Raw genomic sequence first — 23,868 nt, 5'->3', positions numbered from 1 at the left:
TCGATCCCTATATTGTGCACTGCAACAAATGGAGGTTGGTCCATGGCCGTTACCCCAAAGCCAGTGCGTAAGAAGCCTGCCGCCAAGAAGGCGTCGTCGTCGACCCTGTCCGCCAGTGAGGCGCTCAAGGCCGCCGAAGCTGCGATCAAGGCCCCGGCCCCGACGAAGGCGAAGCCCGCCGTCAGGAAACCGGCGCCGCCCAAGCCCGTCGCTCCGGCCGCCAGGCCGGCGCCCGTGGCGAAGGCCGATCCGGTGGCGGTGATCGCGGCGACCACGGCGGTCGACGCCGCGCCTGAGCCCGAGCTGGTGAAGGATGCGACGCCCGAACCCACCCCCGTCGCCGCGGCGCCGGCGGTGAAGACGCCGAAGTTTGAGCCGGTTGCGGAACCGACGCCGACCGAACCGGAGCTATGGAAGAGCCTGTCGTCCAAGGCCGGGCCGCTAGAGCCCATGTTGCTGCCCGCCACAGAAGGAACGAAGATGATGAACGACGTGATCGAGACCGGAAAGAAATTCGCTGAAGAAACCAAGGCCAAGCTCGAAACGGTCTATGCCGACCTGAACGAGAAGGCGAAGGTGAGCGTCGAGAAGTCGACCAAGGCGATCGAGGAGTTCAGCGACATCGCCAAGGGCAATGTCGAAGCGCTGGTCGAATCCGGCAAGATCGCGGCCAAGGGCTTTGAGACCCTGGGCCAGGAAGCCGTGGACTACAGCCGCAAGAGCTTCGAAAAGGCGACTGCCTCGTTCAAGAGCTTCTCGACCGTGAAGACGCCGACCGAATTCTTCCAGCTCCAGAGCCAGCTGCTCTCCAGCAGCTTCGACGAATTCACCAAGGAAGCGGCCAAGAGCAGCGAAGCGCTGATGAAGCTGGCCGGCGACGTGGCCTCGCCGCTGACCGCCCGCGTGACCGTGGTGACCGACAAGGTGAAGGCGCTCGCCGCCTGATCCCCCCTCGGTTTTCTGAAACAGGGAAACGGCTCCGTGATCGGGGCCGTTTTCTTTTTTGCGCAGCGCGCAGATGCCCGGTCCGGGCGCTGGAATCCACCCGCATCCTCTCCCGCTCCCCCACAATATTGCGCCTCTCCTTTGCGGGTTCCCCAACGTCGTTCGTCTTGGGAAGATGTGGGGCAGTTGATCGTCCCCGCCACTTACATTCCGCCGAAGAGAGGCATGGGTTTCCATCATGGTCGATTGCACAGCTTCCGCCGCCTTGATCCACCAGGGCATCTTCCCCATAACGCCGCCCGCACGGCACCGGCAGGGGAGCAGCGCTGATGCACGGTGACGTGATGACCTGGCTCCTGCCGCTGGTCGCGATGCTGGGGGCGGGACTGTTCGCCGGTTTCGCGGCGGGGATTTTCGGGATCGGCGGCGGCTTCGTGGTGGTGCCTGCGCTGTTCGTGGTGCTGCCGCTGCTGGGCGGCACGCATGACGCCATCGCCCATGTCGCCATCGGCACGTCGGCGGCGACGATCATCGTGACGTCGATCCGTTCCCTCCTCGCCCATGCCAAGCGCGGCGCGGTGGAGTTCGAGGTGCTCAAGACCTGGGCGCCGTGGATCATCCTGGGCGACGGCGCGGGCGTGCTGCTGGCCGGCCATGTCGACGGACGCATCCTGACCATGATCTTCGCGATCGGCGTGTTCCTGATGTCGCTCAACTTCCTGCTGCCCAAGGTCGGCGGCAAGGTGATCAGCGACACCATGCCCTCGGGCATCGCCCGCGTCGGCATCGCCGGGGGCCTGGGCACCTTCTCCGCCCTGCTCGGCATCGGCGGCGGCACCATCGCCATCATGGTGATGACGCTGTGCGGCCGCTCGATCCACCGCGCCATCGCCACCGCGTCGGGCATCGGCACGCTCATCGCCATTCCCAGCGCCATCGGCTTCGCGCTGATCGGCCTCAAGGAAGGCGGCCTGCCCTGGGGATCGCTGGGCTATGTCAACATCCCCGCGACGCTCGCCATCGCCTCCATGTCCGTGCTCACCGCGCCGCTGGGCGTCGCCGTCGCGCACGCCATGCCCGCCGCCCCGCTCAAGAAGATCTTCGGCGTCTATCTGGTGATCATCGCCTTCGTCATGTTCCGCAACGCGATCCGCATGTGACCCGCTTCCCCTTCCCGCCCATGGCCGCTGCAAGGGCCATGGGCGGGATTTTGCCATAACCTATTGAAATAAGGTTATTTCCGGCCGGTTTCTCTTTTCCGCCGGTCGCCGCAGGGATGCGCTTCATCCATTCTGCACAACCGTTCATGCGCAAAATCCCTTTCCTCGCACGTTGACCCCCCATCGGGACGAGGAAGAGGAGAAGAGACATGAAACGCTCGACTGTCGCCAGCGCCCTTGCCATGCTCGCCATGGCGCCGCTTTCCGCAACGGCCATGCCCCATGGCGCGATGAGCTATGAGGAAAGGCTCGCCGCGATGGAGGACGACATGACCCTGCCCGCGCCGATTGCGGGCGTGCAGAATAAATATTGGTTCAACTATCGCACCGATGTTGCGGAGGCCCGCAAGGAACTGGCCCACGACCTGCGCCACGCCACCGATGCGGAGGATGAGCGCGACGCCTGGGACGAATATCGCGCGGAACTGGCCGACGCCCGCCGCGACTATGCGAAGGAAATGCGCGAGAAGGGCTATCGCACCGGGCAGGTGCGGGTCCACGGTTCCGGTCGCTGACCATGACATGGGCTGGAGGGTGGTAGAGCCGCCGGAGCATCGTGCGCAAAACCGGTTCCCACTTTTGCGCACGATGCTCTGGAAAGGATGCGGCAGAAAGCCGGAGCGCGCTGCGTGCGATTGGCGCAGCGCGCTCCGGGCGCGCCTTACGCCGCTTCATCCTCCGGCATGACGTCCACCATCACCTGCACGCTCTGGCCCGCGCCGCCGACGAACAGCCCGTCCATCGGCGCGACATCGGCATAGTCCCGCCCCATGGCGACGAACAGATGCCCGTCCCCGGCGATCACGCCGTTGGTCGGATCAAGGCCGATCCACCCCCGCGCCGGCCCGCACCACAGCATCGCCCAGGCATGCATCGCGTCCGCGCCCACCAGCCGCGCCATGCCCGGCGGCGGATCGGTGCGCAGATAGCCGCTGACATAGGCGGCGGGCAGCCCGAACCAGCGCAAGGCCGCCACCATCACATGGGCAAAGTCCTGGCACACCCCATGGCGCGCCGCAAAGGCCTCCGCCACTGGCGTCGCCGCGTCCGTCGCCCCGCTCACATAAGCGAATTCGCCCTTGATCCGCTGCGCCAGCGCCAGCGCGGCCCCGACAATCGGTCGCTCCGGGACAAGCAAATCCGCCGCCCAAGCCCCGATCTCCGCCACCAGCGGCACGCGCTGCGAGGCGTGGAGATAATGCGCCGGCCCCGCCGGTCCCATGTCCCGCGCCACCAGCGCCGCCTCCGCCACCGCGCCGACGGTGGGATCATCGTCCCGCGCTTCCGCCGCCGGCCCGCCCTGCACCCCGGCGCGAAAGCTGCTGTCGATGCTGATCCGGCGCAGCGGGCTGTCGATCTCCAGCCGGGCGACATGCACGGGCCATGCCCCCGGCCGCGATTCGATGGAGGAAGGCGCCGGATCGACCGCCAGATGATAGTCCGACGTCCACTGCCCCGGCCAGGGCGCGGGCCGCAGCCGCAGGTTCAGGCGCGCCAGTTGCACCGGCGCATCATAATGCACGATGGTCTGATGCCGGATGCGGTAGATCATGACAGCAGGCTGGCGCCCTCGCTCTTTTCCTTGCGCCGCTGCAGGAAATAGCGCTGGCCGATGGCGTCCGACAGTTCCAGCAACCGGCCCTCCGCATCGCTCAAGTCCGCCATGCCGAGCACATCCCCCGTCAGCGGCGCCAGCCGCGCCGCCAGCATCGCCGCCAGCCGTTGGGGCTCCTCGGGCATGCCATCGCCATGCAGCGTCGGCAGCGCCCCGACATGCTCCGCCAGCCTCTCCGCCTGATAGACGATGGAGCGCGGATTATGCGGCTCCAGCGCCACCAGATCGCGCACCGGCGCCAGGGCGGGCCCGGCCAGATAGCGGTTGCGATAGCTGATCTGGCTGTCGTTGAGGTCCAGCAGCACGGTCAGGTCGTCCGCCGAAGCCCCATCGCCCCCGAACAGCATGGCCAGACGGCAGCCATTGATCGCCCGCTCCATCCGCCGCCCCATGTCGTGGAAGCGCCACCCCTCGGTCCGCCCCATATTCTCCGCCGCCAGCCCGGACAGCGCCGAAATCCGCTCGATCATCCGGGATGACGCCTTCAGCAGGGTCTCCGTCACCCCGCCGTCGAAATCGGGCAGGGGCAGCCGCACCAGCCGCCAATAATCCACCGCCAGCCGGTCGCGCAGCCCTTCCCCTATGCCCGCCACCGCCGCCAGCAGGGCCCGCACGCTGCCCGGCTGCGCGCCATCGCCCAACGCCTGCGCGCAGAGCGGCCCGACCGCCCCCGCAACAGCCGGGATCGCGCCCCAGGACGCAAGCTGTCCCATCAGCCGGTCCATGGCGGGCGATCCCACCGCCGGCCCCAGATCGGCTTCGATGGACCCGCCGACGATCGCCCGGATCACCCGCGCCGTCATCTCCATCCGCTCGATATAGCGGCCCAGCCAATAAAGATTGTCCGCCGCCTTGGCGGGCAGCATGCCGCCCACCCGCCGGATCGCCGGAGCCGCCGCCGACAGCCCGTCCTGCGGCACCGGCTTGCCGTCCAGCACGCACATGTCCGCCGACAGGTCGCCTTCGCCCATCAGCGCGGCGCGAATGTCGCCATGCGCCGCCAGCCGCGCAAAGGCGCCCGGCATGATCCGCCATTGCCCCAGCTCGTCCCGCGCCACGAACACCCGCAGGGTGAAGGGCAGGGCGGTCAGCCTGCCCCCGACGATCGCGGGCGTGGTCGACAGCCGCACCACTTCCTGCCCGACATAATCCATCGGCCGCCGCGCCATCGCCCCCAGCAGGGCCGCCCGCTGCGCCGCATCCATCCCCGATCCGGGCAGGAACCGCGTGCCCGTCAGCCCCGCCACGTCCCGGTCGAAGGCGGACCCCACCACCAGCTCGTCCATCGCCCCCGCCACATGCGCCCGCTCGGCCGCCTGTCCGCACCACCATGTCGCGATATTGGGCAGGATGAGGTCCGCCCCCAGCACCTCCCGCGCCAGCCCCGGCAGGAAGGCCGCCATCGCCCGCGATTCGATCACGCCCACGCCCGGCCAGTTGGCCAGCATCAGCCCGCCCTTGACGCAGGCGTCGAACAGGTCCGGCACGCCGATCCGCGATTCCGCGTCGAACGCCAGCGGATCGAGGAAGCGGCTGTCCATCCAGCGCCAGAGGCCATCGACCCGCTTCAATCCCTGGATCGTCCGCACGAACAATTGCCCGTCCGACACGATCAGGTCGTCGCCCTCGACCAGCAACAGGCCCAGATAGCGCGCCAGATGCGCTTGCTCGGCATAGCTCTGGTTGAACCGCCCCGGCGACAGCAGCCCGATGCGCGGATCGCTCCGCTCGCAATCCGCCGCCAGCCCGCGCCGCAGGTCGCTCAGGAACGGCGCCAGCCGCCGCACATTGAGCGCGCCCAGCAGGTCCCCGGTCGCCCGCGACAGGGCCAGCCGGTTCTCCAGCGCATAACCGACGCCCACGGGCGTCCGCACCCGGTCCGCCAGCACCCGCCAATCGCCCTGCGGCCCCCGCGCCAGATCGGCGGCGTAAAAATGGACGAAATGCCCATGCGGCGGCGGCGCGCCGGTCATCACCCTCCAGTGATGCGGGCTGCCGGTGATCACGCTCGCGGGCAGCTTCCCATCGCGGACCAGCGATTGGGTGGAATAGATGTCGCTGATCACCCGCTCCAGCAACTGCGCCCGCTGGATCAGCCCCTGCTCGATATGCGTCCATTCCCGCGCCCCGATCAGCAGCGGAATGGGGCTGAGCGGCCAGGGCCTTTCCTGCTGGTCCCCGGTCAGCCGGAACGCCAGCCCCAGGTCGACCGCCTGCCGCTCGACATTGCCCGCCAGCACCGCCGGATCGCCCTGCGCCTGCGCCGACAGCCGCTCCAGCATCGTCCGCCAGTGCCCGGCCATCTCCGCGCTCGCTCCGGCGAACAGGTCGCCCTCCGGCGCCCGCGCCAGATAGGCGTCGGCCCAACCGGCCGCTTCCACGACAGGGGCGCTCGCCACGGTCATGGATGCCGGAAACGCAGGTCCAGCGTCATCGGAAATTCGCCCGGGGCCTCGGCGGGCGGCATGTCGACCGGCCCCGGCGTATGGCCATGGTCCTGAAACCGCGCCTTGCGCCGCGCCTCCGCCTCATAGGCGTTGATCGGCAGCGTGTCGTAATTGCGCCCGCCCGGATGCGCGACATGATAGACGCAGCCGCCCAGCGACCGACCGCTCCAGCTATCCAGCACGTCGAAGGTCAGCGGCGCGTTGACCGGCAGGGCAGGGTGCAGGCAGGCGGCCGGCGCCCAGGCCTTGTACCGCACGCCGCCCACCGCCTCGCCCGGCACGGCGGTCGGCGTCATCGGCACGCGCCGCCCGTTGCAGGCGACGACATGCCGCCCCGCGACCAGCCCCGTCGCCCGCACCTGCAACCGCTCGGTCGAACTGTCGACATAGCGCACGGTCCCCCCAATCGCCCCGGTCTCGCCCAGCACGTTCCACGGCTCCAGCGCATGGGCAATCTCCAGCCCCACGCCGCCCGCATCCACCGCGCCATGCACCGGAAAACGGAACTGCCGCTGCGCCTCGAACCAGTTGGGATCGAACGCGTAACCCGCCCCGCGCAGGTCGCCCAGCACCTCCAGAAAATCCGCCCAGACGAAATGCGGCAGCATGAAACGGTCGTGCAGCGCCGTTCCCCAGCGCACCAGACCGCCCTGCTGCGGCTGCCGCCAGAACCACGCCGTCAGCGCCCGCAACAGCAATTGCTGGGCAAGGCTCATCCTCGGCTCCGGCGGCATCTCGAAGCCCCGAAACTCCAGCAGCCCAAGCCGCCCGGTCGGCCCGTCGGGGGAGAACATCTTGTCGATGCAGATTTCGGTGCGATGGGTATTGCCCGTCACATCGACCAGCAGGTTGCGGAACAGCCGGTCCACCAGCCATGGCGGCGGCGCATCGCCATCACCGGGAGCAGGCACCTGCGCCAGCGCGATCTCCAGCTCGTACAGCCCGTCATGCCGCGCCTCGTCGATGCGCGGAGCCTGGCTGGTCGGCCCGATGCACAGCCCCGAAAACAGGTAGGACAGCGAAGGATGCCGCTGCCAATAGAGCACAAAACTCTTCAGCAGGTCGGGCCGCCGGATGAAGGGCGAGTCGTTCAAACTCGGCCCCCCCAGCACGATATGATTGCCGCCCCCGGTCCCCACCGAACGCCCGTCGACCATGAACTTGTCGGCGGTAAGGTCGCAGGTCCGCGCCAGCGCATAGAGCCGCTCGGTGATCTCCACCGTCTCGTCCCAGCTTGAAGAAGGCTGGATATTCACCTCGATCACGCCGGGATCGGGCGTGGCCTTCAGCACCTGCAGGCGCGGGTCGGGCGGCGGCGCATAGCCCTCTATCCGCACCGGAATCCGCATCGCCTCCGCCGCGCCCTCGACCTGCGCGATCAGTTCCAGATAATCCTCCAGCGCCTCCACCGGCGGCAGGAAGATGGACAGGAAATGCCCCCTCGGCTCCACCGTCACGGCGGTGCGCACCGCCCCCTCGATATGGAACTGCTCGACCCGCTCCTGCGCCACGGCCCCGCCCGGCGCGTCGGGCACCCGCTGCACCGGCTGGGCGTGAACCTCGTCCACCGTCGCCCGGAAATCCGGCAACGGCCCGCGCGGCTCGCTCGGATCGCGGGGATGGATATAGGGAAAGGCCGCCTCCGGCACATGCGGCAACGACCCCAGGGGCAGGCGATAGCCCAGGGCCGAATCCCCCGGCACCGCGAACAGCCGCCCGCGCCGCAATTGCCAAATCTCGCTCTGCCAGCGCGGCGTCGCGGCCTGAGCCTGCCACCGCTGCACCGGCAGCACATAGCCGACCGGCTGGTCCAGCCCCCGCTCGAACGCCCGCACCATCCGCGCCCGCGCCTCCGGATCGGCGATCTTGGGATCGTCGGGCGAGGTGTTGACCGGCAGGTCCGCCTCCTTGACCGCCCATACCGCCGGGTCTTCGAAAACCGGCTGGATATGATCGGCGGAAAAGCCCATCGCCCCCGCCATATGCGCGATGAAGGCCTGCGCATCCTCCGCCGTCACCGCCCGCGCGTCCTCCGGCGCGACCTCATCCGCGATCAGCGCCGCATCGCGCCAGATCGGCACCCCGTCCTGCCGCCAGTAGACCGCATAGGCCCAGCGCGGCAGGCTCTCGCCCGGATACCATTTGCCCTGCCCATGATGCAGCATCCCGCCCGGCGCGAAGGCCTCCCGCAGCCCCCGGATCAGCCGGTCGGCATAACCCGCCTTGGTCGGTCCCACGGCATCGCCGTTCCACTCGCCCGCATCGCCGCCATTCTCCGCCACGAAGGTCGGCTCGCCCCCGGTCGTCAGCCGCACGTCCTGCGCCTGCAAGTCGGCATCCACCTGCGCGCCCAAGGCCATCACCGCATCCCAGCGCGCATCGGTGAAGGGCTTGGTGATCCGCACCGCCTCGGCAATGCGGCTGACGCCCATGGAAAAGTGAAAGTCGACCTCCGCCGGTTCCGCCATCCCGCTGATCGGCGCGGCGGAACGATAATGCGGCGTCGCGCAGAGCGGGATATGCCCCTCTCCGGCGAACATCCCCGAAGTCGCATCGAGCGCCACCCAACCCGCGCCCGGCACATAGGCCTCCGCCCAGGCGTGGAGATCGACCACGTCCTGCGAAACCCCCTTCGGCCCCTCCAGCGGCTCGACATCGGCCACAAGCTGGATCGAGTATCCCGATACGAAGCGCGCCGCAAAGCCCAGCCGCCGCAGCAACTGCACCAGCAGCCACGCCGAATCCCGGCACGACCCGGTGCCGATCTCCAGCGTCTCCTCCGGCGACTGCACACCGGCCTCCATCCGGATCACATAGCCGACCCGTTGCTGAAGCTGCCGGTTCACCTCGACCAGAAAGTCGATCGTCCGCCCCTCAAACCCCTTGTGGCTCTCCACCAGAGCCTCGAACAGCGGCCCCTGATCCTCCAGGTCGAAATAGGCGGCAAGGTCGGTCTTCAACTGCTCGTCATAGGCGAAGGGATACTCCTCCGCATAAGGCTCCACGAAGAAATCGAATGGATTGATGATGTCGAGATCGGCCAGCAGGTCGACCTCGACGGAGAAACGGTCGACCGGCTCGGGAAAGACGATCCGCGCCAGCCAGTTGCCGTGCGGGTCCTGCTGCCAGTTCAGGAAATGCCCCGGCGGATCGATCTTCAACGCATAATTGGGGATTTTCGTCCGGCTGTGCGGCGCGGGCCGCAACCGGATCACCTGCGGCCCAAGCGTGATCGGGCGACTGTAGCGATAGGACGTCAGGTGGTGGAGCGCGGCCTTCAGCATGAAAGCGATGAAACGCCACCCCCTGCTGCAATGCAATATGGAATCGCTTCGGCGGCAAAGAAACTGAATTTATATATAGAAGCCCCTCCCCTTCAGGGGAGGGGTTGGGGTGGGGGCAGGCCGTTACTCCCAGCTTTCCCTTAGGGCACGCCCCCACCCCTCAATCCCCTCCCCTGAAGGGGAGGGGAAGCGCGCTCCTCAAGGCACCAGATCCACCCGCTCCGCATCCGGCATGACCGCATCGATCAGCAACGACCGGTGGCAGGCCGCCGCATCCCGCTCGAAGCACAGCAGCGCCACGGCCTGCTCCTCCGCCATCTCCACCAGTTGCGCCGCTTGCACCATCGCCTCGGGCAGCTCCAACTGCCCCGCATAAATCTCCGCCAGCCGCTGGTGCTGCCCCTTGCGCGCCGCCTCCCGCCCGGCGGCGGGCGTGCCCAGCGCCTTCAACCCGACATAATCGATCCCCGCCTCGCGCAGCCCGGCGGCGAGGATATTCTTGGAAAAGCCCGGCCGCCGCGACAGCGGCACCGCCCGCACATCGGCCAGCATCGTCACGCCCGCCGCGCGCAGGGCGGCGATCACCTCGTCCTGCGTCGCGCCCTCATAGCCGATGGTGAAGATTCGCATGCCCGACAGACTAGCCTGTTCCTGCGCGGCGGCAAAACGCTACTCGTTCCCCTCGGCCCGCTCCATCATCTCCATGAAGTCGCGCGCCGCGTCCCGGTCCGCCGGGTCCTCGAACGCCTCGTCCAGATCGGGCGCCGCCCCCAGCAGGAACATCAGCGACCACAGCGCAAAGCGCCGCCGCCCGTCCGTCTCCAGCCCGAAATCCACCCGCATGCGCTCCAGCCCCGCTTCCAGGGCATCGGGCGTCAGCGCGTCCACATCCCGCACCCCGAAATAGCGGTGCAACTGGTCGTCGAAATTCATGCCGCCACCGTCTCCGGCAACCCCCAGTCGATCGCCCCGCGCCCCTTCTCCTCCAGAAAGGCGTTGGCCTGCGAAAAATGCCGGCACCCCAGGAACCCGTTATGCGCCGAAAGGGGGGAGGGGTGCGCCGCCTTCAGCACCAGATGCCGGCTCCGGTCGACAAACTCCGCCTTGCGCTGGGCATAGCTGCCCCACAGCAGGAACACCACCGGCTCGCGCTGCTGGTTGACCAGCCGGATGATCGCATCGGTAAACTGTTCCCAGCCGCGCTTCTGGTGCGACGCCGCCTTGCCCATCTCCACCGTCAGCACGCTGTTCAGCAGCAGCACGCCCTGCCGCGCCCAATGCTCCAGGAAACCGTGGCGCGGCGGCGGCAGCCCCAGGTCGCTCTGCAATTCCTTGTAGATATTGACCAGCGACGGCGGCGTCCGCACCCCCGGCTTCACCGAAAAGCACAGGCCATGCGCCTGCCCCTCGCCATGATAGGGGTCCTGCCCCAGCACCACCACCTTCACCCTGTCCAGCGGCGTCAGGTCCAGCGCCCGGAAATATTCGCTGCCCTTGGGGAAGATGCGCTTGCCCTGCGCCTTCTCCTCCTGAAGGAAGCGCTTCAGCCCCTGCATATAGGGGCTCTCGAATTCCCGCAGCAGCGGCGCGCGCCAGCTCTCGTCCAGCTTGATCGTATCGCTCATGGCCCGGCGTGATGAACCCCGCGCCGATCCGCTGTCAACAGTGCTTGCCCTTCTCCGGCAAATCGGGGAAACAGGCGGCATGCCGCGCCTTCGTACCAAGCTGATCGCCTTTCTGGCCCTGTTCCTGGCCCCGCTGCCCACCGCCGACGCCTTCGGCCCGACCCCCAATCCGGTCCAGCACAGCGCCGAATCCCGCCTGATGGCCGAATTCGCCCGTTTCGCCACGCTGACCGACGGCACGGTCGGCATCGCGGTGCGTGATCTCGGCACGGGCGAGACGCTCGCCTATAATGGCGACACGCTGTTCCCCATGGCCAGCACCTACAAGGTGGCGGTCACGGCCAAGATCCTCTCGTTGCTGGACGCGGGCAGCCTCAGCCTCGACGAACCGCTCATGCGCCTCGGCCGCCCGCTGCCGGTGCGCACCCTGATCGACATGAGCCTGACGCTCAGCGACAATGAGGCGACCGACGCCCTCGTCGCCCGCGCCGGCGGGCCGCAGGCGGTCAACGACTGGGTCCGCGCCGCCGGGATCAGGGGGCTGCGCGTCGACAGCAACACCCGCGACCTGCTCGCCCGCGCCAAGGTGACGGGCATTGGCTTCGGCGATGAAGCCGCGATGGAATCCGGCCTCTCCGCCAGCCAGCGCGACGCCCGCGACATGCCCAATCTGGGCTTCGCCGCCGACCCGCGCGACACCGCCACGCCGCGGGCGATGGACGACCTGCTCGCCGCGATCCGCCTGGGCAGGGTGCTGCGGCCCCAGACGACCGCGCTGATGCTGTCGGTCATGGAACGCTGCAAGACCGGCAAGGCCCGGCTGCGCGCCATGCTGCCGCCGGGCACGCGCATCGCGCACAAGACCGGGACGCTGAACGGCCTCGGCAACGACGCGGGCATCGTCACGCTGCCCGATGGCCGCATGTTCGTCATCTCGGTCTTCGTGATGAAGGACCATATGGGCCATGAGCTGCGCGACCGCATCATGGCCGAAGCGGCGCGGGCCGCTTATGATTATTTCCTGTTCGCCCCCGATCGGCACACGGCCTGACGCATCCATCTTAACTTCCATCCCGTTTCCCGATAGGCTTGCGGACACAGGCAGGAGGGGATGCGATGGACGACAAGACGGCGGCGTTCCGCGACTTTTGGCCCTATTATCTCCAGGAACATGCCCATGCGGGCACGCGGGCGATGCACTATGCCGGCACCAGCCTGGTCGTGCTGCTGATCGCCGCGCTGCCGGTCGCGGGAAGCTGGTGGATGATCCCCGCCGTGCCCCTCGCCGGCTATGGCTTCGCCTGGATCGGCCACAGCCTGATCGAACATAACCGCCCCGCGACCTTCCGCTATCCCTTCTGGTCGCTGCGGGCCGATTTCGTGATGTGGTTCCGCTTCCTGACCGGAAGAATGGCCCGCGACCTCAAACGCGCGGGCGTCCGCCCCGATGGCTCGGTCGACCCCGCATTGCGCCGCGAATTGTGATGGTCCCGACCGGTTTGGGTGGAATCAGGACATTCCCCCTCCCGCAGGCGGGAGGGGGCTAGGGGGTGGGCTGGCGCGACATCTGCGTTGTTTTGCAACGGCTAAGTCAGAAGCTCGCTACGCTCGCGCCCACCCCTAACCCCTCCCGCCTGCGAGAGGGGAATGTCTTGGATTGGCCATTCCCCACCTTCCCCACCTGCCCATACAGCTTGAGGTGCTGCAAGCTTGACCCCCGCCCCCGCTCTGCCAAAAGGGGGCCCGCAATGGCCCTCACCGCCCACTTCACCCGCCTGCCCGACCTCGCGAGCCTAGCCCCCCGCTGGCAGGCGCTGGAGTCCCGCGCCGCCGCCAGCTTCTTCCTCGGCTGGACCTGGACCGGCGCCTGGCTGGAAAGCTACGCCGTCCGCCCCGAACTGCTCGCCGTCACCGACGCGCAGGGCCGGGACGTCGCGCTAGCCCTCTTCGGCCATGCCCTGCAACCCCGCCTGCTGGGCCGCAGCGCCACCCTGTCGCTCAACCAGTCCGGCGACCCCGGCGCCGACCGCCCCTTCATCGAATATAACGGCCTGCTCGCCGCAAAGGGCAGGGAAGGGGAGGCGACACGGGCCGCCCTCCAGGCCCTGCAAAACCGCAACGACTGGCGCACCCTCCGCCTCGACGGCATCGCCCCCGACTCGCCGCTCCTGACAATCCCCGCCCGCCGCAAGACCCGCCTCGACCGCTCCCCGGTCTATCAGGTCGACCTCGCCGCCGTCCGCGCCGCCGACTATCTGTCGCTGCTCAGCTCCAACAGCCGCGCCCAGATCCGCCGCGCCCTCAAGGACCATGGCGGCGCGCTCCCGGCCATCGCTAAAGCCGCCCCAGCCGACATTGCCCCATGGCTGGAGGAAATGCGGTCCCTCAACACCGGCCGCCACGCCGACAATGCCTGGGACGACCCCGCCTTCCGCCGCTTCGCCGCCGCCCTCGCAAGCCGCGACGAAAAGGTCGAACTGCTGCGCTTCACCGATGGCGGCGGAACCGTCGGCCTGCTCCTCAACGTCCTCCACGACGGCATAGCGATGAACTACCAGTCCGCCTTCGCCGCCCCCCGCGCGCCGAAGGACAAGCCCGGCCTGCTCTGCCACGCCGCCGCCGTCGCCCATTATGCGGAACGCGGCCTCGCGCTCTACTCGCTGCTCGCGGGCAAGGACCGCTACAAGCAGAGCCTCGCCACCCGCGAGGAAGCCCTTGAATGGTGGCAGGTCGACCGCTTCAGCCCCCGCCTCGAAGCCGAAGCGTGGCTGCGCAAGCTGCTCAGACGCCCAGCTTCCGCATGATGCGATAGGCGATCCGCCGCGCGCCCTGCGCCTCCGGCCGCGCCCCGATCCGCCCGACCGGCAGCCCGCGCCGCCGCAGCAGCGCATTCAGGCTGTGCAACTCGCCCTCCGCCACGCTCCGCTCCGACCGCCACGTCACCGACAGGCTGACCGACACGACAGGGCCATTCTCCACGAAATGCGGCGCCTTGACCGGCACATGGATCGCATCGCCCGGCAACAGCGTCACCGCCATGCCCCGCTCGCGAAAACCGTCCCGCCAGTCCAGATTGCGATGCCCGCCCGCATGGAAGGCCTCGCTCTGCACTGCGGGCACCAGTTCCTCGTCGCCCGCCGGAAAGACCGTCATCGTCTTCTCGCCCCGGATCTGGAGCAGGATATTATGCTCCGGGTCCATGTGGAACGGCGTCACGCTCCCCGGCGAGGACAGGAAGATGAACGCCTCCCGATGCAGCATCGGCCCGGTCTCCCGCTCCACCAGCGGCGCCAGTTCCGCCAGCGCCCGGTCCAGCAGCGCGCCATAATCCGCGTCCCGCTCGACATTCTTCAGCACCGCCCAACTGCCGTTGGTCTCGATGGTCCGGATCGTCTCGCCCAGCGTCAGCCCGTTGGACGGCGTATCCTCCGCCCGCACCCCCAAAGGCAGCTTCCCCAGATTATACTCGACCGAAGCAGCGGGCATCCGCTCCGCCAGCCCGGCCAGAGCCTCCAGCGTCAGCAGCGCATGCCCCGCCAGCCCATGGCTCAATTTCGCCGCCCTGTCCGGATAAGCCGCCGCGAAGGCTGCCCGCGCCTCTTCCGGAAACACCGCCGCCTCGATGGCGCTCACCGCGTTCATATCTGCCCCTTCAACCTCTGCCCCAGCGCCTCGACGCCATTGGCCAGCGCAAAGGCGACGCTTCGCCCCGCGCCTCGCAGGGCGATGCGATATTGCGTGATCGTCCGCCGCTCGCCCCACAGGCTGTCGATCATCGGATGGTCCGCCGCCGCGCAGCTATCCATCCAGCCGATGGCGGGATCGCCCAGCACCGCCTGCAGATTGGCGATCTCGATCAGCACACCCGGCGAAAAGCGCCCCAGCGCCTCGTCAAAGGCGATCTTGAAGGAAAAGGCTCCTTCGCCATGCCGGAAATTGACCAGCATCGCGATCGCCCGCCCATCCAGGTCCATGCGCAGGAAATGCAGCCGCCCGTTCTCGAAAGCCGCCGCGCAGGCCCCCCGGAAGAAAGCCGCATCCTCATCCCTGCAGGCCAGCGCCGATCCTTCCGCCCCCTTCCAGCCCGCGGCCTCCAGCGCCAGAAATTCCCCGCACCACGCGGCCAGCTCCGCCCCGTCGCCCAGCAGCCGGCTCCCGACCGTGCCCAGTTCGGCCAGCCGCTTCTGCAGGCGCCGCAATTCCTTGCGCTTCTTGGCCCGCACATTGGTTTCCCAATAGGCGTCCGCGTCCAGTTCCGACCGCAGCATCGCCCGGTCGTACCGATGCACCTCCCGCCGCCCGCGCCGCTGCTCGACGCACAGCGCCTCCAGCGCCGCCGCATTCGCCCCCGCCGCGTCCAGCCCCCGCAGATGCAGGAAGCCCGGCGCCCAGTCCGCCTCGTCCAGCTGCTCCAGCAGTCCCCGCCACGCCGCCACTTCCTCGCCCCGCCGGATCAGCGGCGCGCCGAAGAAGCAATGATCGTGCATCCAGTTGGTGACGCAGCGCAGCGGCAACCGCCCATGCCGCGCCGAAACCGTCACAGGCATCAGCCCGATCAGTTCCCCGTCCCGCTGCGCCTCCAGCATGCGCACGGCGGTGCCGACCGCCAGATGGTCCAGCGCCGCACACAGCATGTCGGGCATGTAGAAGGCATTGGCCTCCGCCGCCGCGTCCGCCAGCGCGGCCCAGCGCGCCCGCTGCACCGGCGCATAGGCGCGCGCATGCGCCATTGCGGGATGGGAAGCCATGTCCATGCCCCCGGCCATATCCGCCAATGATTAGGGAAAGGCTAACCCGCGTTCATCGCCAGGATCATGTTCCGCACCTGCGGATAGACCTGCTTTTCCCATTTGCTGCCGGAAAAGACGCCATAATGGCCGACGCCCGGCTGCAGGTGATGGCGTTTCAGATGCGGGCGCAGGCCCGTGCAGAGCGCATGGGCGGCCGCGGTCTGGCCCACGGCGCACACGTCGTCCTTTTCCCCTTCGACCGTCAGCAGCGCCGTCTTGTGGATGGCGCCCGGATTGACCTTCCGCCCGCGATAGGTGAGTTCGCCCTTGGCCAGCAGCGTCCGCTGGAACACCTTGTCCACCGTTTCCAGATAAAATTCCGCCGTCATGTCGAGCACGGCGAAATATTCCTCGTAAAAGGTCTTGATCTTGTCCGCCTCGACCTGCCTGCCGTCGGCCAGCAGCTGGTAAAGCTCGCGGTGCGCGGCGCCATGCCGGTCCATGTTCATCGACATGAAGGCGGAAAGCTGGAGGAAGCCGGGATAGACCCGCCGGCCGCGCCCGGCATAGCGCATCGGCACCAGGCTGATCAGATTTTCCTCGAACCATTTGATCGACTGCTCATTGGCCAGTTCGTTGACGACCGTGGGCGCGGCGCGCGTGTCGATCGGTCCGCCCATCAGCGTCATGGAGCGCGGCGTCGCCGGGTCCTTGTCCTCCGACATGATCGACACCGCCGCCATGGCGGGCACGCAGGGCTGGCACACCGAAACCAGATGCGATCCCGGCCCGATTTCCTGCATGAAGGTCATGATGTAGTCGACATAATCGTCGAATCCGAAGCGCCCGGCGCTCAGCGGCACGTCCCGGGCGTTCTTCCAGTCGGTGATGTACACGTCATGGTCGCGCAGCAGCGTCTGGACGGTGTTGCGCAGCAGGGTCGAGAAATGGCCCGACATGGGGGCAACCACCAGCACCCTGGGCTGCGGCGTTTCGACATCGTCCTTCGCGAAGTGCAGCAGGTTGCCGAACGGCAGGTCCAGCGCCACCTCTTCCCGCACGGCGACCACCGCATTGCCGCTATGCACCTCCGTTATGCCATAGGCCGGCCGGCGATGCGTCAGCTTCGCGCCCTGGAACACGTCCATCAGGGCGAACATGCGGCGGGGCATGGCCCAATCCGCCACCGGTCCCATCTTGTCCTTGAAGGAGAGAGCGATCTGAGCACCGAAGCGCGCAGGGGCCATCATGTCGTTCCAGGCCTGATAGCCGCTATATAGCATCATCATCTTGCTCAAACGCGTCCTAAGCTCTTTCGGTGCCGATTCGGTCCCATGCCGGACCGTTATACAGGTTTTGCATATTGCACCGCATCATGATTGATGAAACATAGGAATGAAGCGGGAGGAACGCCATGGCCGACGCCGAACTCACCATTTCCAGCAAGACTTATTCGTCCTGGTCCCTGCGCGGATGGCTGTTGTGCCGCATGGCCGGGCTGAAGGTCGTGGAAAAGACGATTGCGCTCGACGATCCCGAAAACCGGGCGGAATTGCTGCTTCTGTCGCCGTCCGTGCTGGTGCCCCGCCTGACCCATGAGGGGGCGGGCGTGTGGGATACGCTCGCCATTGCGGAATATCTGCATGAACTCTATCCGCACGCCGGCCTTTATCCCGCGGAGCGGATCGCGCGGGCGCACTGCCGTTCGGTTTCGGGCGAAATCCACTCCGGCTTCATCAACCTGCGCTCGGCCCTGCCCATGAACCTGAAGGTGCGGCACGAAAAGTTCCCGGTCTTTTCCGGGGCCAAGCAGGACATCGAGCGGATCGAGGAAATCTGGACCGAATGCCTCGGCGCCTATGGCGGACCCTGGCTGTTCGGGGAAAGGCCGACCGTGGCCGATGCGATGTTCGCCCCCGTGGCGCAGCGTTTCCTGACCTATGCCGTGGCGCTGTCGGAGCGGTCGGCCGCCTATTGCAACTGGAGCAACGACTGGGACCTGATGCGCGAGTGGATCGACGCCGCCCGCGGGGAGAAGGATGAGGTCGAGGAACTGGAAGTCGAATTTTAGGGCGCGCTGCGTTCAATCGCACGCAGGTCGCGCAAGCTTTTGTTGCCGCATCGTTTTAAGCGCAAAACCGGTTCCCACTTTTGCGCACGATGCTCTGGGGCGCGCTGCGTTCAATCGGACGCAGGCCGCGCGCTCTCATTTGCAGGCCGTCATGGCCTGAATGCCGATCGGTCCTTGTTCCCGATTCCGCTCAACCACTCGCCGATCATCGCGCGTCCGGCAGCGACGGCTGCGGGGCCATGGTCGGCATGATCCTGCCGAAGGGCAGTGCCGCATTGCTTCGCTATGTCGAGATCGGCCCAGAAATGCGTGAGCCAATCCTCGAAACGCGGGTCTTCGCCCATTTCCGCGTGGAACTGCAACGCCAGCAGGTTGGGACCGCGGCGAAAGGCCTGATGAGCATAGTTTTCGGTCGACGCCAGCAGCTCGACCCCGGTCGGCATGTCGAAAGTGTCGCTGTGCCAGTGGAGGACGGGCACGCCGTCCAGATGGCGCAGCGGGGATTCCGCGCCCGCCTCGTTCAGCATGACCGGCGCGAATCCCAACTCCATCCGCCCGCCGGGATAGACGGGCGCGCCGAGCGCGGCGGCGATCATCTGGCTGCCCAGGCAGACGCCCAGGGTCGGCAGGTCCTGCTCCAGCCGGGCGGACAGCTTTTCGATCTGGAGCGGAATCCAGGGGTGCAGGTCCTGCTCATAGACGCCCATCGGGCCGCCCATCATGATCAACAGGTCCGGGGTGCAGAGGTCGACATCGGCAAAGTCGGGGCTGGCGACGTCGATCCGTTCGATCGCATAGCCCGCGGCCTCGATCGGTTGGAGATAGCCTGCCGCTCCCTCCCGCGGCACATGTCGGACGATCAGCGCTTTCTTCATCTCCACCATGCTGGTAGCCAAAGAGAACATGGCCTGCCACCCCAGCCTTTCTTGGGTTTTTGAAATGAGGGCTATTGGCGGGCGATGCGCATCAACGCGACCGCGCCTATGCCGAGCCAGATGATGTTGAGCACCATGGAGGGGATGGCGCCGTGCCACCATGTGTTGAGGATGAACAGCGTCGAACCCAGAGCGTTCATCCCTTGGAACAGGGCCGACTTGCCGGACACATGCCCGCTCGACACGAGCAGATAGGCGCCCAACACCAGCAACGCGCCCAGCCATCCGGCGATTTCGACAAGGATCGGCAATCCATCCCCCGGGAAAAGGGATGGTCTAGCTTGCCGAAGGCGGACCTGAATAGTGGTTCTGGATCATCTGGGCTCGATCCAGGCAAGTCGTGCGTCTGCAAGGGCCGGTCCCAGTCCCACCCTCATGCAGTCCCACCCTCATCCAATATTCCATCTGGCCGGGGCTACCGGACGACAATGCTTCCCCTCCCCTTCAGGGGAGGGGACCGAGGGGTGGGGGCGTGCCCCACGCGCAAACTCAGCCTGTAGAGGCACTCCCCCACCCCAACCCTTCAAACGAGTCACGTGCCTCGTTTGACCCTGAAGGGGAGGGGCTTGATGGCAGGAAACCACCCATTTCCGCCAGCCCATCCGCATCCTAACCCGGCAATTTTTAGGGACTAACACGGAGCTTCTGGGGAAAGCCCTTTACATCGCCTCCCGGATTGTCTGTGAAAGACTCCAGCGCCAAGGCAAGGACAGGAACCCGCAACCCATGACAATCCTCGTGACCGGCGCCGCCGGCTTCATCGGCATGGCCGTCGCGGACCGTCTTCTGTCCGAAGGCCGGGCCGTCTTCGGCATCGACAATATGAACGACTATTACCCCGTCTCGCTGAAGCGGGACCGGATCGCCGCCCTGCACGATCGCCATGGCGGCCTGTTCACCTTCGCGGAGCTGGACTTCGCCGACATGGACGCGCTCCAGGCGGCGCTGCACGACCATCCCGTCGACGCGATCGTCCATCTGGGCGCGCAGGCGGGCGTGCGCTATTCGCTGATCAACCCGCACGCCTATGTCCGCTCCAACCTCGCGGGCCATGTCAACATGCTGGAAGTGGCGCGGGAAAGGCGGGTGCGGCACCTCGTCTACGCCTCCTCCTCCTCGGTCTATGGCGGCAACGACACGCTGCCCTTCCGGGTCGAGGACCGCGCCGACCACCCCGTCTCGCTCTATGCCGCGACCAAGCGCGCAGACGAGCTGATGAGCGAGACCTACGCCCATCTCTTCCGCATTCCCATGACGGGCCTGCGATTCTTCACCGTCTACGGCCCCTGGGGCCGCCCCGACATGGCGATGTGGATCTTCACCTCGAAAATCCTCTCGGGCCAGCCGATCCCCGTCTTCAACCACGGCCGGATGCAGCGCGACTTCACCTATATAGACGACATCGTCAGCGGCGTGATCGGCTGCCTCGACCATGCGCCGGAAGATGACGGCGCGCCCAAGGCGGGGGGCAGCCGCTCGCCCCACCGGCTCTACAATATCGGCAACAACCGCCCCGAGGAGTTGATGCACCTCATCTCCGTCCTGGAGGAAGCCTGCGGCCGCAAGGCGGAGATCGACTTCCAGCCGATGCAGCCGGGCGACGTGCCGGCGACCTTCGCGGACATCAGCGCCATCGCGCAGGACATCGGCTTCGCGCCGACCACCGGGATCGAACTGGGGGTGCCCCGCTTCGTCGACTGGTACCGCGCCTATCATGGTGGAACGGCAGGCGCATAAACGGCGTCCTTTACAGGTTTATTCCCCTGACCGTGGCGCAATGCAGCACGGCGCCCCATAACCGCTTCCCTCGTAAAAGGTTCCGCCATCCGCCGATATTATTCGGCGGCTCATCGCTTTTTCATCCATTGTGGCGTTAATGGCGCGGAAATCATCATTCGCGCTTGCGAAATCGATTGCCAATACTAGGGGAAGACGCTTATCCCCGGCAGCCGGGTGCCGGTCGTTTCGACCGGTCGGGTCGCGGAACGAGGTAAGGACGGAACACCCTGGGACGGTGGATCGTCGCCGCTGTCGTCAGTCGGAAAAAGCCGGCGGCGGCGGTGGAAAAAAGGGCTTACGCGTGTCGACAGTAACGAAGATCGTGCCATTCGGCTCAGGCGGGCGCATTGCGGAAACCGCGCGCCGGACATTGTCCATCGCGGCCGAAGGGCTCAGCGCTCTCGAAAACCAGTTCAACGACCGGGAATTTTCGGCGACCTTCCTGCGGCTGGTCGGCATCATCATGAATGTGCGCGGCCGCCTGATCGTCACCGGCATGGGCAAGAGCGGCATCGTCGCGCGCAAGATGACGGCGACGCTCACCTCGACCGGCACGCCCGCCATCTTCCTGCACCCCGCCGACGCGGGCCATGGCGACCTGGGCATGGTCACGCCGGACGACGTCGTGCTGATGCTGTCCCATTCGGGCGAATCCAACGAACTCGGCCCGATCATCCAATATTGCAAGCGCTTCGCCATCCCCCTGCTGGGCATGACCGCGCGCAAGCGCAGCACGGTCGCGGCGGCGTCCGACATCTGCATCCTGATGCCCGACGTGAAGGAAGCGTGCCCCAATTCGCTCGCGCCCACCACCTCCACCACGATCCAGATGGCCTTCGGGGACGCGCTCGCCATCGCGCTCATGGAAATGCGCGGCTTCTCGGCGGACGACTTCCATAAATTCCATCCCAATGGCCGGCTCGGCGCGCAGCTCGTCAAGGTGCGCGAACTCATGGCCTCGGGCGGCGACGTGCCCCGCGTGGAGGAGGACGCCTCGCTGCTCGACGCCACCATCGAAATGACCCGCGCCCGGCTTGGCGGCACGGCGGTGGTCAACGGCAAGGGCGAACTGATCGGCGCCTTCACCGACGGCGACCTGCGCCGCACCGTCACCGGCACCCGCCACATGAACGAGCCGGTCGGCCGCTACATGACGGTCAGGCCCGTGTCGGTCGGCCCGGAAGAACTTGCTTCCGAAGCGCTCCGCCTGATGCACGACCATAATATCACGCTCCTTTTCGTCTGCGAAAAGGACCGCCTGGTCGGCGCGCTCCACATGCACGACCTCCTCCACGCGGGCGTCGCCTGAGCGCCATTCGCCCCAGGGACGACCGCACTCCCGCAAAGGCGGAAGCCGGGGCGGGCAAATTCGGGGTTCTTCAGCCTGATCGATTTGGGTGGAAAGCGGACACCCCCATTATCCCTCTCCCTCGAGGGAGAGGGCTGCGCAGACTTGGCAGCTTGCTGCCTAGTCGTAGCTGGGTGAGGGGGTTGCGATCCAACGGATCGCGCGGGCCGCAGGCCCGCTCCCCCTTATCCAGATCAGCCCAGGCTCCTTCGTCGCCAAGGCTTCCCATCCTTCTCCCTCCATGGATAAGGAAGGTCGTAAAATGGCCATGTCCCCCATCCCGATCCGTCCACCCAGCCCCTGACCGCCTTTCCGCACATGCCCCTTCACGCAGCTCCTCAACGGCATTGCTCCTGAAATGACCCCGCCCACCCTCATCGTCATCCCCGCCCGCGCCGGCTCCTCCCGCCTCCCGCGCAAGCCGCTGCGCCCGATCGCGGGCCGCACGCTGCTGCACCGGACCATCGCCATGGCCCGCGCCGCCACGACCGGCCTCTCCGACATCCAGCTGCTCGTCGCCACCGACGACGAGGAAATCGCCGCCCACGCCCGCGCCGCGGGCTGCGACGCCGCCCTGACCGACAGCGCCATCGCCACCGGTTCCGGCCGCGCCCTCGCCGCCGCCCGCCAGTGCGACAGCCAACCCCGCTTCATCGTCAACCTCCAGGGCGACAGCCCCTTCCAGCCCCAGGACGCCCTCCGCGCCGTCATCGCCGCGCTGGAATCCGGCGCACAGGTCGCCACCCCCGTCATCGCCCTCGACTGGCCCGCGCTCGACGCCCTGCGCGACCACAAGACCCGCTCGCCCTTCAGCGGCACCACCTGCGCCCGCGCGCCCGACGGCCGCGCCCTCTGGTTCTCGAAGACCATCATCCCCGCCATCCGCAATGAGGACGCCCTGCGCCAAAGCCAGCCGCTCTCCCCAGTCTGGCGCCATGTCGGCCTCTACGGCTACACGCTCGAAGCCCTTACCCGCTTCGAAGCCACGCCCCCCACGGCGCTCGAAAATCTCGAAGGCCTCGAACAGCTCCGCCTGCTCGAACTCGGCATCCCCGTCACCACCGTCCCGGTATCCCCGCCGGTCTTCGACAGCTCCGGCATCGACACCGAAGCCGACATCGCCCGTGTCGAGGCGCTGATCGCCGCCCATGGCGATCCCACCCCCTGATCCTCAACATCTTCCGTTCGTTTCGAGCGAAGTCGGGAAACATCATCAGTCCATGCGCCGCATCTTCATCATCCGCCACGGCAACACCTTCGAAAGCAGCGCGCAGGCCCGCCGCATCGGCGCGCGCACCGATATTCCGCTGGTGGAAAGCGGCCATGCCCAGGCCGACCGCCTCGGCGTCTGGTTCGCGGCGCAGAACTTGCCGATCCGCCGCCTCCACAGCAGCCCGCTCCTCCGCGCCCGGCAGACCGCCGCCAGCATCGCCGCCGCCACCGGCCACGCCAGCGACGGCTCCCTTCCCTGGCTCAACGAGATCGACCACGGCCCCGACGAAGGCCAACCCGAAGCGCAGGTCCTGACCCGCCTCGGCCCCCAGGCCCTAGCCGCCTGGGACGAACAGGGCATCCCGCCCAAGGACTGGAAAGTCGACGCCGAACCGCGCATCGCCGCCTGGAGGCAATGGTTCGCGCAAGCAGGGGAGGGCGCCGACCTCCTCATCACCAGCAACGGCGCCGCCCGCTTCGCGCTCCTTGCGCTAGGCCTGCCGCTCGCCGACCTCAAACTCCGCACCGGCGCCTTCGGCGAACTGACGGTGGGGGGAGGGGGCGAGGTCGATCTCATCCGGTGGGACGTCCGCCCATAACCGCCGCCGAAAGCCCAAAACGACAACCAAGAGCAGTCAGCAAACCCCATTATCCCTC

22 protein-coding genes are annotated in these 23,868 nt (G+C 67.4%); 11 read left to right on the top strand and 11 right to left on the bottom strand.

The window, feature by feature from the left end:
• Positions 1-42 precede the first annotated feature (42 nt).
• From EWH10_RS08140 to EWH10_RS08130, 3 genes are all read left to right on the top strand, one after another.
• Positions 43-945 carry a phasin family protein gene (locus EWH10_RS08140; protein WP_044661357.1) on the top strand — a complete coding sequence of 301 codons (903 nt, stop codon included), beginning with the start codon at positions 43-45 and terminating at the stop codon, positions 943-945.
• A gap of 329 nt (positions 946-1,274) precedes the next feature.
• Positions 1,275-2,105 carry a sulfite exporter TauE/SafE family protein gene (locus EWH10_RS08135; RefSeq protein ID WP_025547343.1) on the top strand — a complete coding sequence of 277 codons (831 nt, stop codon included), beginning with the start codon at positions 1,275-1,277 and terminating at the stop codon, positions 2,103-2,105.
• A gap of 209 nt (positions 2,106-2,314) precedes the next feature.
• Positions 2,315-2,680 (top strand): hypothetical protein, encoded by a 366-nt coding sequence (locus EWH10_RS08130; protein WP_025547345.1) that lies wholly within the window; start codon positions 2,315-2,317, stop codon positions 2,678-2,680.
• A gap of 146 nt (positions 2,681-2,826) precedes the next feature.
• Here the strand turns inward: EWH10_RS08130 and EWH10_RS08125 are convergent, their stop codons facing one another.
• The 6 genes from EWH10_RS08125 to ung form a co-directional block, all read right to left on the bottom strand.
• Entirely contained in the window at positions 2,827-3,717 is an 891-nt protein-coding gene (locus EWH10_RS08125) for a transglutaminase family protein (RefSeq protein ID WP_044661358.1), read from the bottom strand.
• A complete protein-coding gene (locus EWH10_RS08120) occupies positions 3,714-6,185 on the bottom strand; it encodes a circularly permuted type 2 ATP-grasp protein (RefSeq protein WP_044661359.1) in 2,472 nt (823 codons plus the stop codon). Before EWH10_RS08120 ends, EWH10_RS08125 begins: the two co-directional genes overlap by 4 nt.
• The gene (locus tag EWH10_RS08115; RefSeq protein WP_044661360.1) at positions 6,182-9,511 is read right to left on the bottom strand and encodes a transglutaminase family protein; all 3,330 of its coding nucleotides are present in this window, start codon (positions 9,509-9,511) and stop codon (positions 6,182-6,184) included. Before EWH10_RS08115 ends, EWH10_RS08120 begins: the two co-directional genes overlap by 4 nt.
• A gap of 198 nt (positions 9,512-9,709) precedes the next feature.
• Entirely contained in the window at positions 9,710-10,141 is a 432-nt protein-coding gene (locus EWH10_RS08110; RefSeq protein ID WP_025552249.1) for a DUF488 domain-containing protein, read from the bottom strand.
• 39 nt (positions 10,142-10,180) lie between these two features.
• Entirely contained in the window at positions 10,181-10,444 is a 264-nt protein-coding gene (locus EWH10_RS08105) for a hypothetical protein (protein WP_025552251.1), read from the bottom strand.
• Positions 10,441-11,136 (bottom strand): uracil-DNA glycosylase, encoded by a 696-nt coding sequence (ung, locus tag EWH10_RS08100; RefSeq protein WP_044661361.1) that lies wholly within the window; start codon positions 11,134-11,136, stop codon positions 10,441-10,443. Before ung ends, EWH10_RS08105 begins: the two co-directional genes overlap by 4 nt.
• A gap of 79 nt (positions 11,137-11,215) precedes the next feature.
• Here ung and EWH10_RS08095 point away from each other — a divergent pair, with 79 nt between their 5' ends.
• The 3 genes from EWH10_RS08095 to EWH10_RS08085 all read left to right on the top strand — a co-directional run bounded on the left by EWH10_RS08095 (position 11,216) and on the right by EWH10_RS08085 (position 13,940).
• On the top strand, positions 11,216-12,187 hold the full coding sequence (locus tag EWH10_RS08095) for a serine hydrolase (protein ID WP_044662995.1): 972 nt from the start codon (positions 11,216-11,218) through the stop codon (positions 12,185-12,187).
• Positions 12,188-12,252: 65 nt separating this feature from the next.
• Positions 12,253-12,621 (top strand): Mpo1-like protein, encoded by a 369-nt coding sequence (locus EWH10_RS08090; protein ID WP_044661362.1) that lies wholly within the window; start codon positions 12,253-12,255, stop codon positions 12,619-12,621.
• 263 nt (positions 12,622-12,884) lie between these two features.
• Positions 12,885-13,940, top strand: coding sequence for a GNAT family N-acetyltransferase (locus tag EWH10_RS08085; protein WP_044661363.1), 1,056 nt, complete (start codon positions 12,885-12,887; stop codon positions 13,938-13,940).
• On the opposite strand, the gene EWH10_RS08080 is transcribed toward EWH10_RS08085, so the two are convergent.
• From EWH10_RS08080 to EWH10_RS08070, 3 genes are read right to left on the bottom strand one after another with little or no spacing between them, the layout of a single operon-like run.
• Positions 13,918-14,778: a cupin-like domain-containing protein gene (locus tag EWH10_RS08080; RefSeq protein ID WP_044661364.1), complete on the bottom strand. Its 861-nt coding sequence runs from the start codon at positions 14,776-14,778 to the stop codon at positions 13,918-13,920. The two genes, EWH10_RS08085 and EWH10_RS08080, sit on opposite strands and share 23 nt — an antisense overlap.
• Positions 14,775-15,890 carry a GNAT family N-acetyltransferase gene (locus tag EWH10_RS08075; protein ID WP_044662996.1) on the bottom strand — a complete coding sequence of 372 codons (1,116 nt, stop codon included), beginning with the start codon at positions 15,888-15,890 and terminating at the stop codon, positions 14,775-14,777. Before EWH10_RS08075 ends, EWH10_RS08080 begins: the two co-directional genes overlap by 4 nt.
• Positions 15,891-15,925: 35 nt before the next feature.
• Entirely contained in the window at positions 15,926-17,155 is a 1,230-nt protein-coding gene (locus tag EWH10_RS08070) for a polyhydroxyalkanoate depolymerase (RefSeq protein WP_044662997.1), read from the bottom strand.
• A 125-nt stretch (positions 17,156-17,280) separates the two neighbouring features.
• On the opposite strand from EWH10_RS08070, the gene EWH10_RS08065 reads away from it, so the two are divergent.
• Positions 17,281-17,937, top strand: a complete 657-nt coding sequence (locus tag EWH10_RS08065) for a glutathione S-transferase (protein ID WP_044661365.1) — start codon at positions 17,281-17,283, stop codon at positions 17,935-17,937.
• 149 nt (positions 17,938-18,086) lie between these two features.
• Here EWH10_RS08065 and EWH10_RS08060 read toward each other — a convergent pair whose 3' ends face one another.
• Together EWH10_RS08060 and EWH10_RS08055 are read right to left on the bottom strand one after the other, a co-directional pair.
• Positions 18,087-18,812: a glutamine amidotransferase gene (locus EWH10_RS08060; RefSeq protein ID WP_044662998.1), complete on the bottom strand. Its 726-nt coding sequence runs from the start codon at positions 18,810-18,812 to the stop codon at positions 18,087-18,089.
• 71 nt (positions 18,813-18,883) lie between these two features.
• Positions 18,884-19,123: a CBU_0592 family membrane protein gene (locus EWH10_RS08055; RefSeq protein ID WP_044661366.1), complete on the bottom strand. Its 240-nt coding sequence runs from the start codon at positions 19,121-19,123 to the stop codon at positions 18,884-18,886.
• Between the two features lie 475 nt (positions 19,124-19,598).
• Between EWH10_RS08055 and EWH10_RS08050 the strand changes: the two genes are divergently transcribed.
• The 4 genes from EWH10_RS08050 (at position 19,599) to EWH10_RS08035 (ending at position 23,810) form a co-directional block, all read left to right on the top strand.
• Complete coding sequence (locus EWH10_RS08050) at positions 19,599-20,609, top strand: NAD-dependent epimerase/dehydratase family protein (protein WP_044661367.1); 1,011 nt, start codon at positions 19,599-19,601, stop codon at positions 20,607-20,609.
• Between the two features lie 343 nt (positions 20,610-20,952).
• A complete protein-coding gene (locus tag EWH10_RS08045; RefSeq protein ID WP_044661368.1) occupies positions 20,953-21,960 on the top strand; it encodes a KpsF/GutQ family sugar-phosphate isomerase in 1,008 nt (335 codons plus the stop codon).
• A gap of 397 nt (positions 21,961-22,357) precedes the next feature.
• Complete coding sequence (locus tag EWH10_RS08040) at positions 22,358-23,167, top strand: 3-deoxy-manno-octulosonate cytidylyltransferase (RefSeq protein ID WP_044661369.1); 810 nt, start codon at positions 22,358-22,360, stop codon at positions 23,165-23,167.
• Between the two features lie 52 nt (positions 23,168-23,219).
• A complete protein-coding gene (locus EWH10_RS08035) occupies positions 23,220-23,810 on the top strand; it encodes a histidine phosphatase family protein (RefSeq protein ID WP_025552212.1) in 591 nt (196 codons plus the stop codon).
• Positions 23,811-23,868: the final 58 nt, after the last annotated feature.

Origin of the sequence: Sphingobium fuliginis (genome assembly GCF_004152845.1) — a bacterium.
In the GTDB taxonomy this organism is placed as follows: domain Bacteria; phylum Pseudomonadota; class Alphaproteobacteria; order Sphingomonadales; family Sphingomonadaceae; genus Sphingobium; species Sphingobium fuliginis.
Note: the sequence above shows the minus strand (reverse complement) of the source record. Positions and strands in the feature narration are given on the sequence as shown.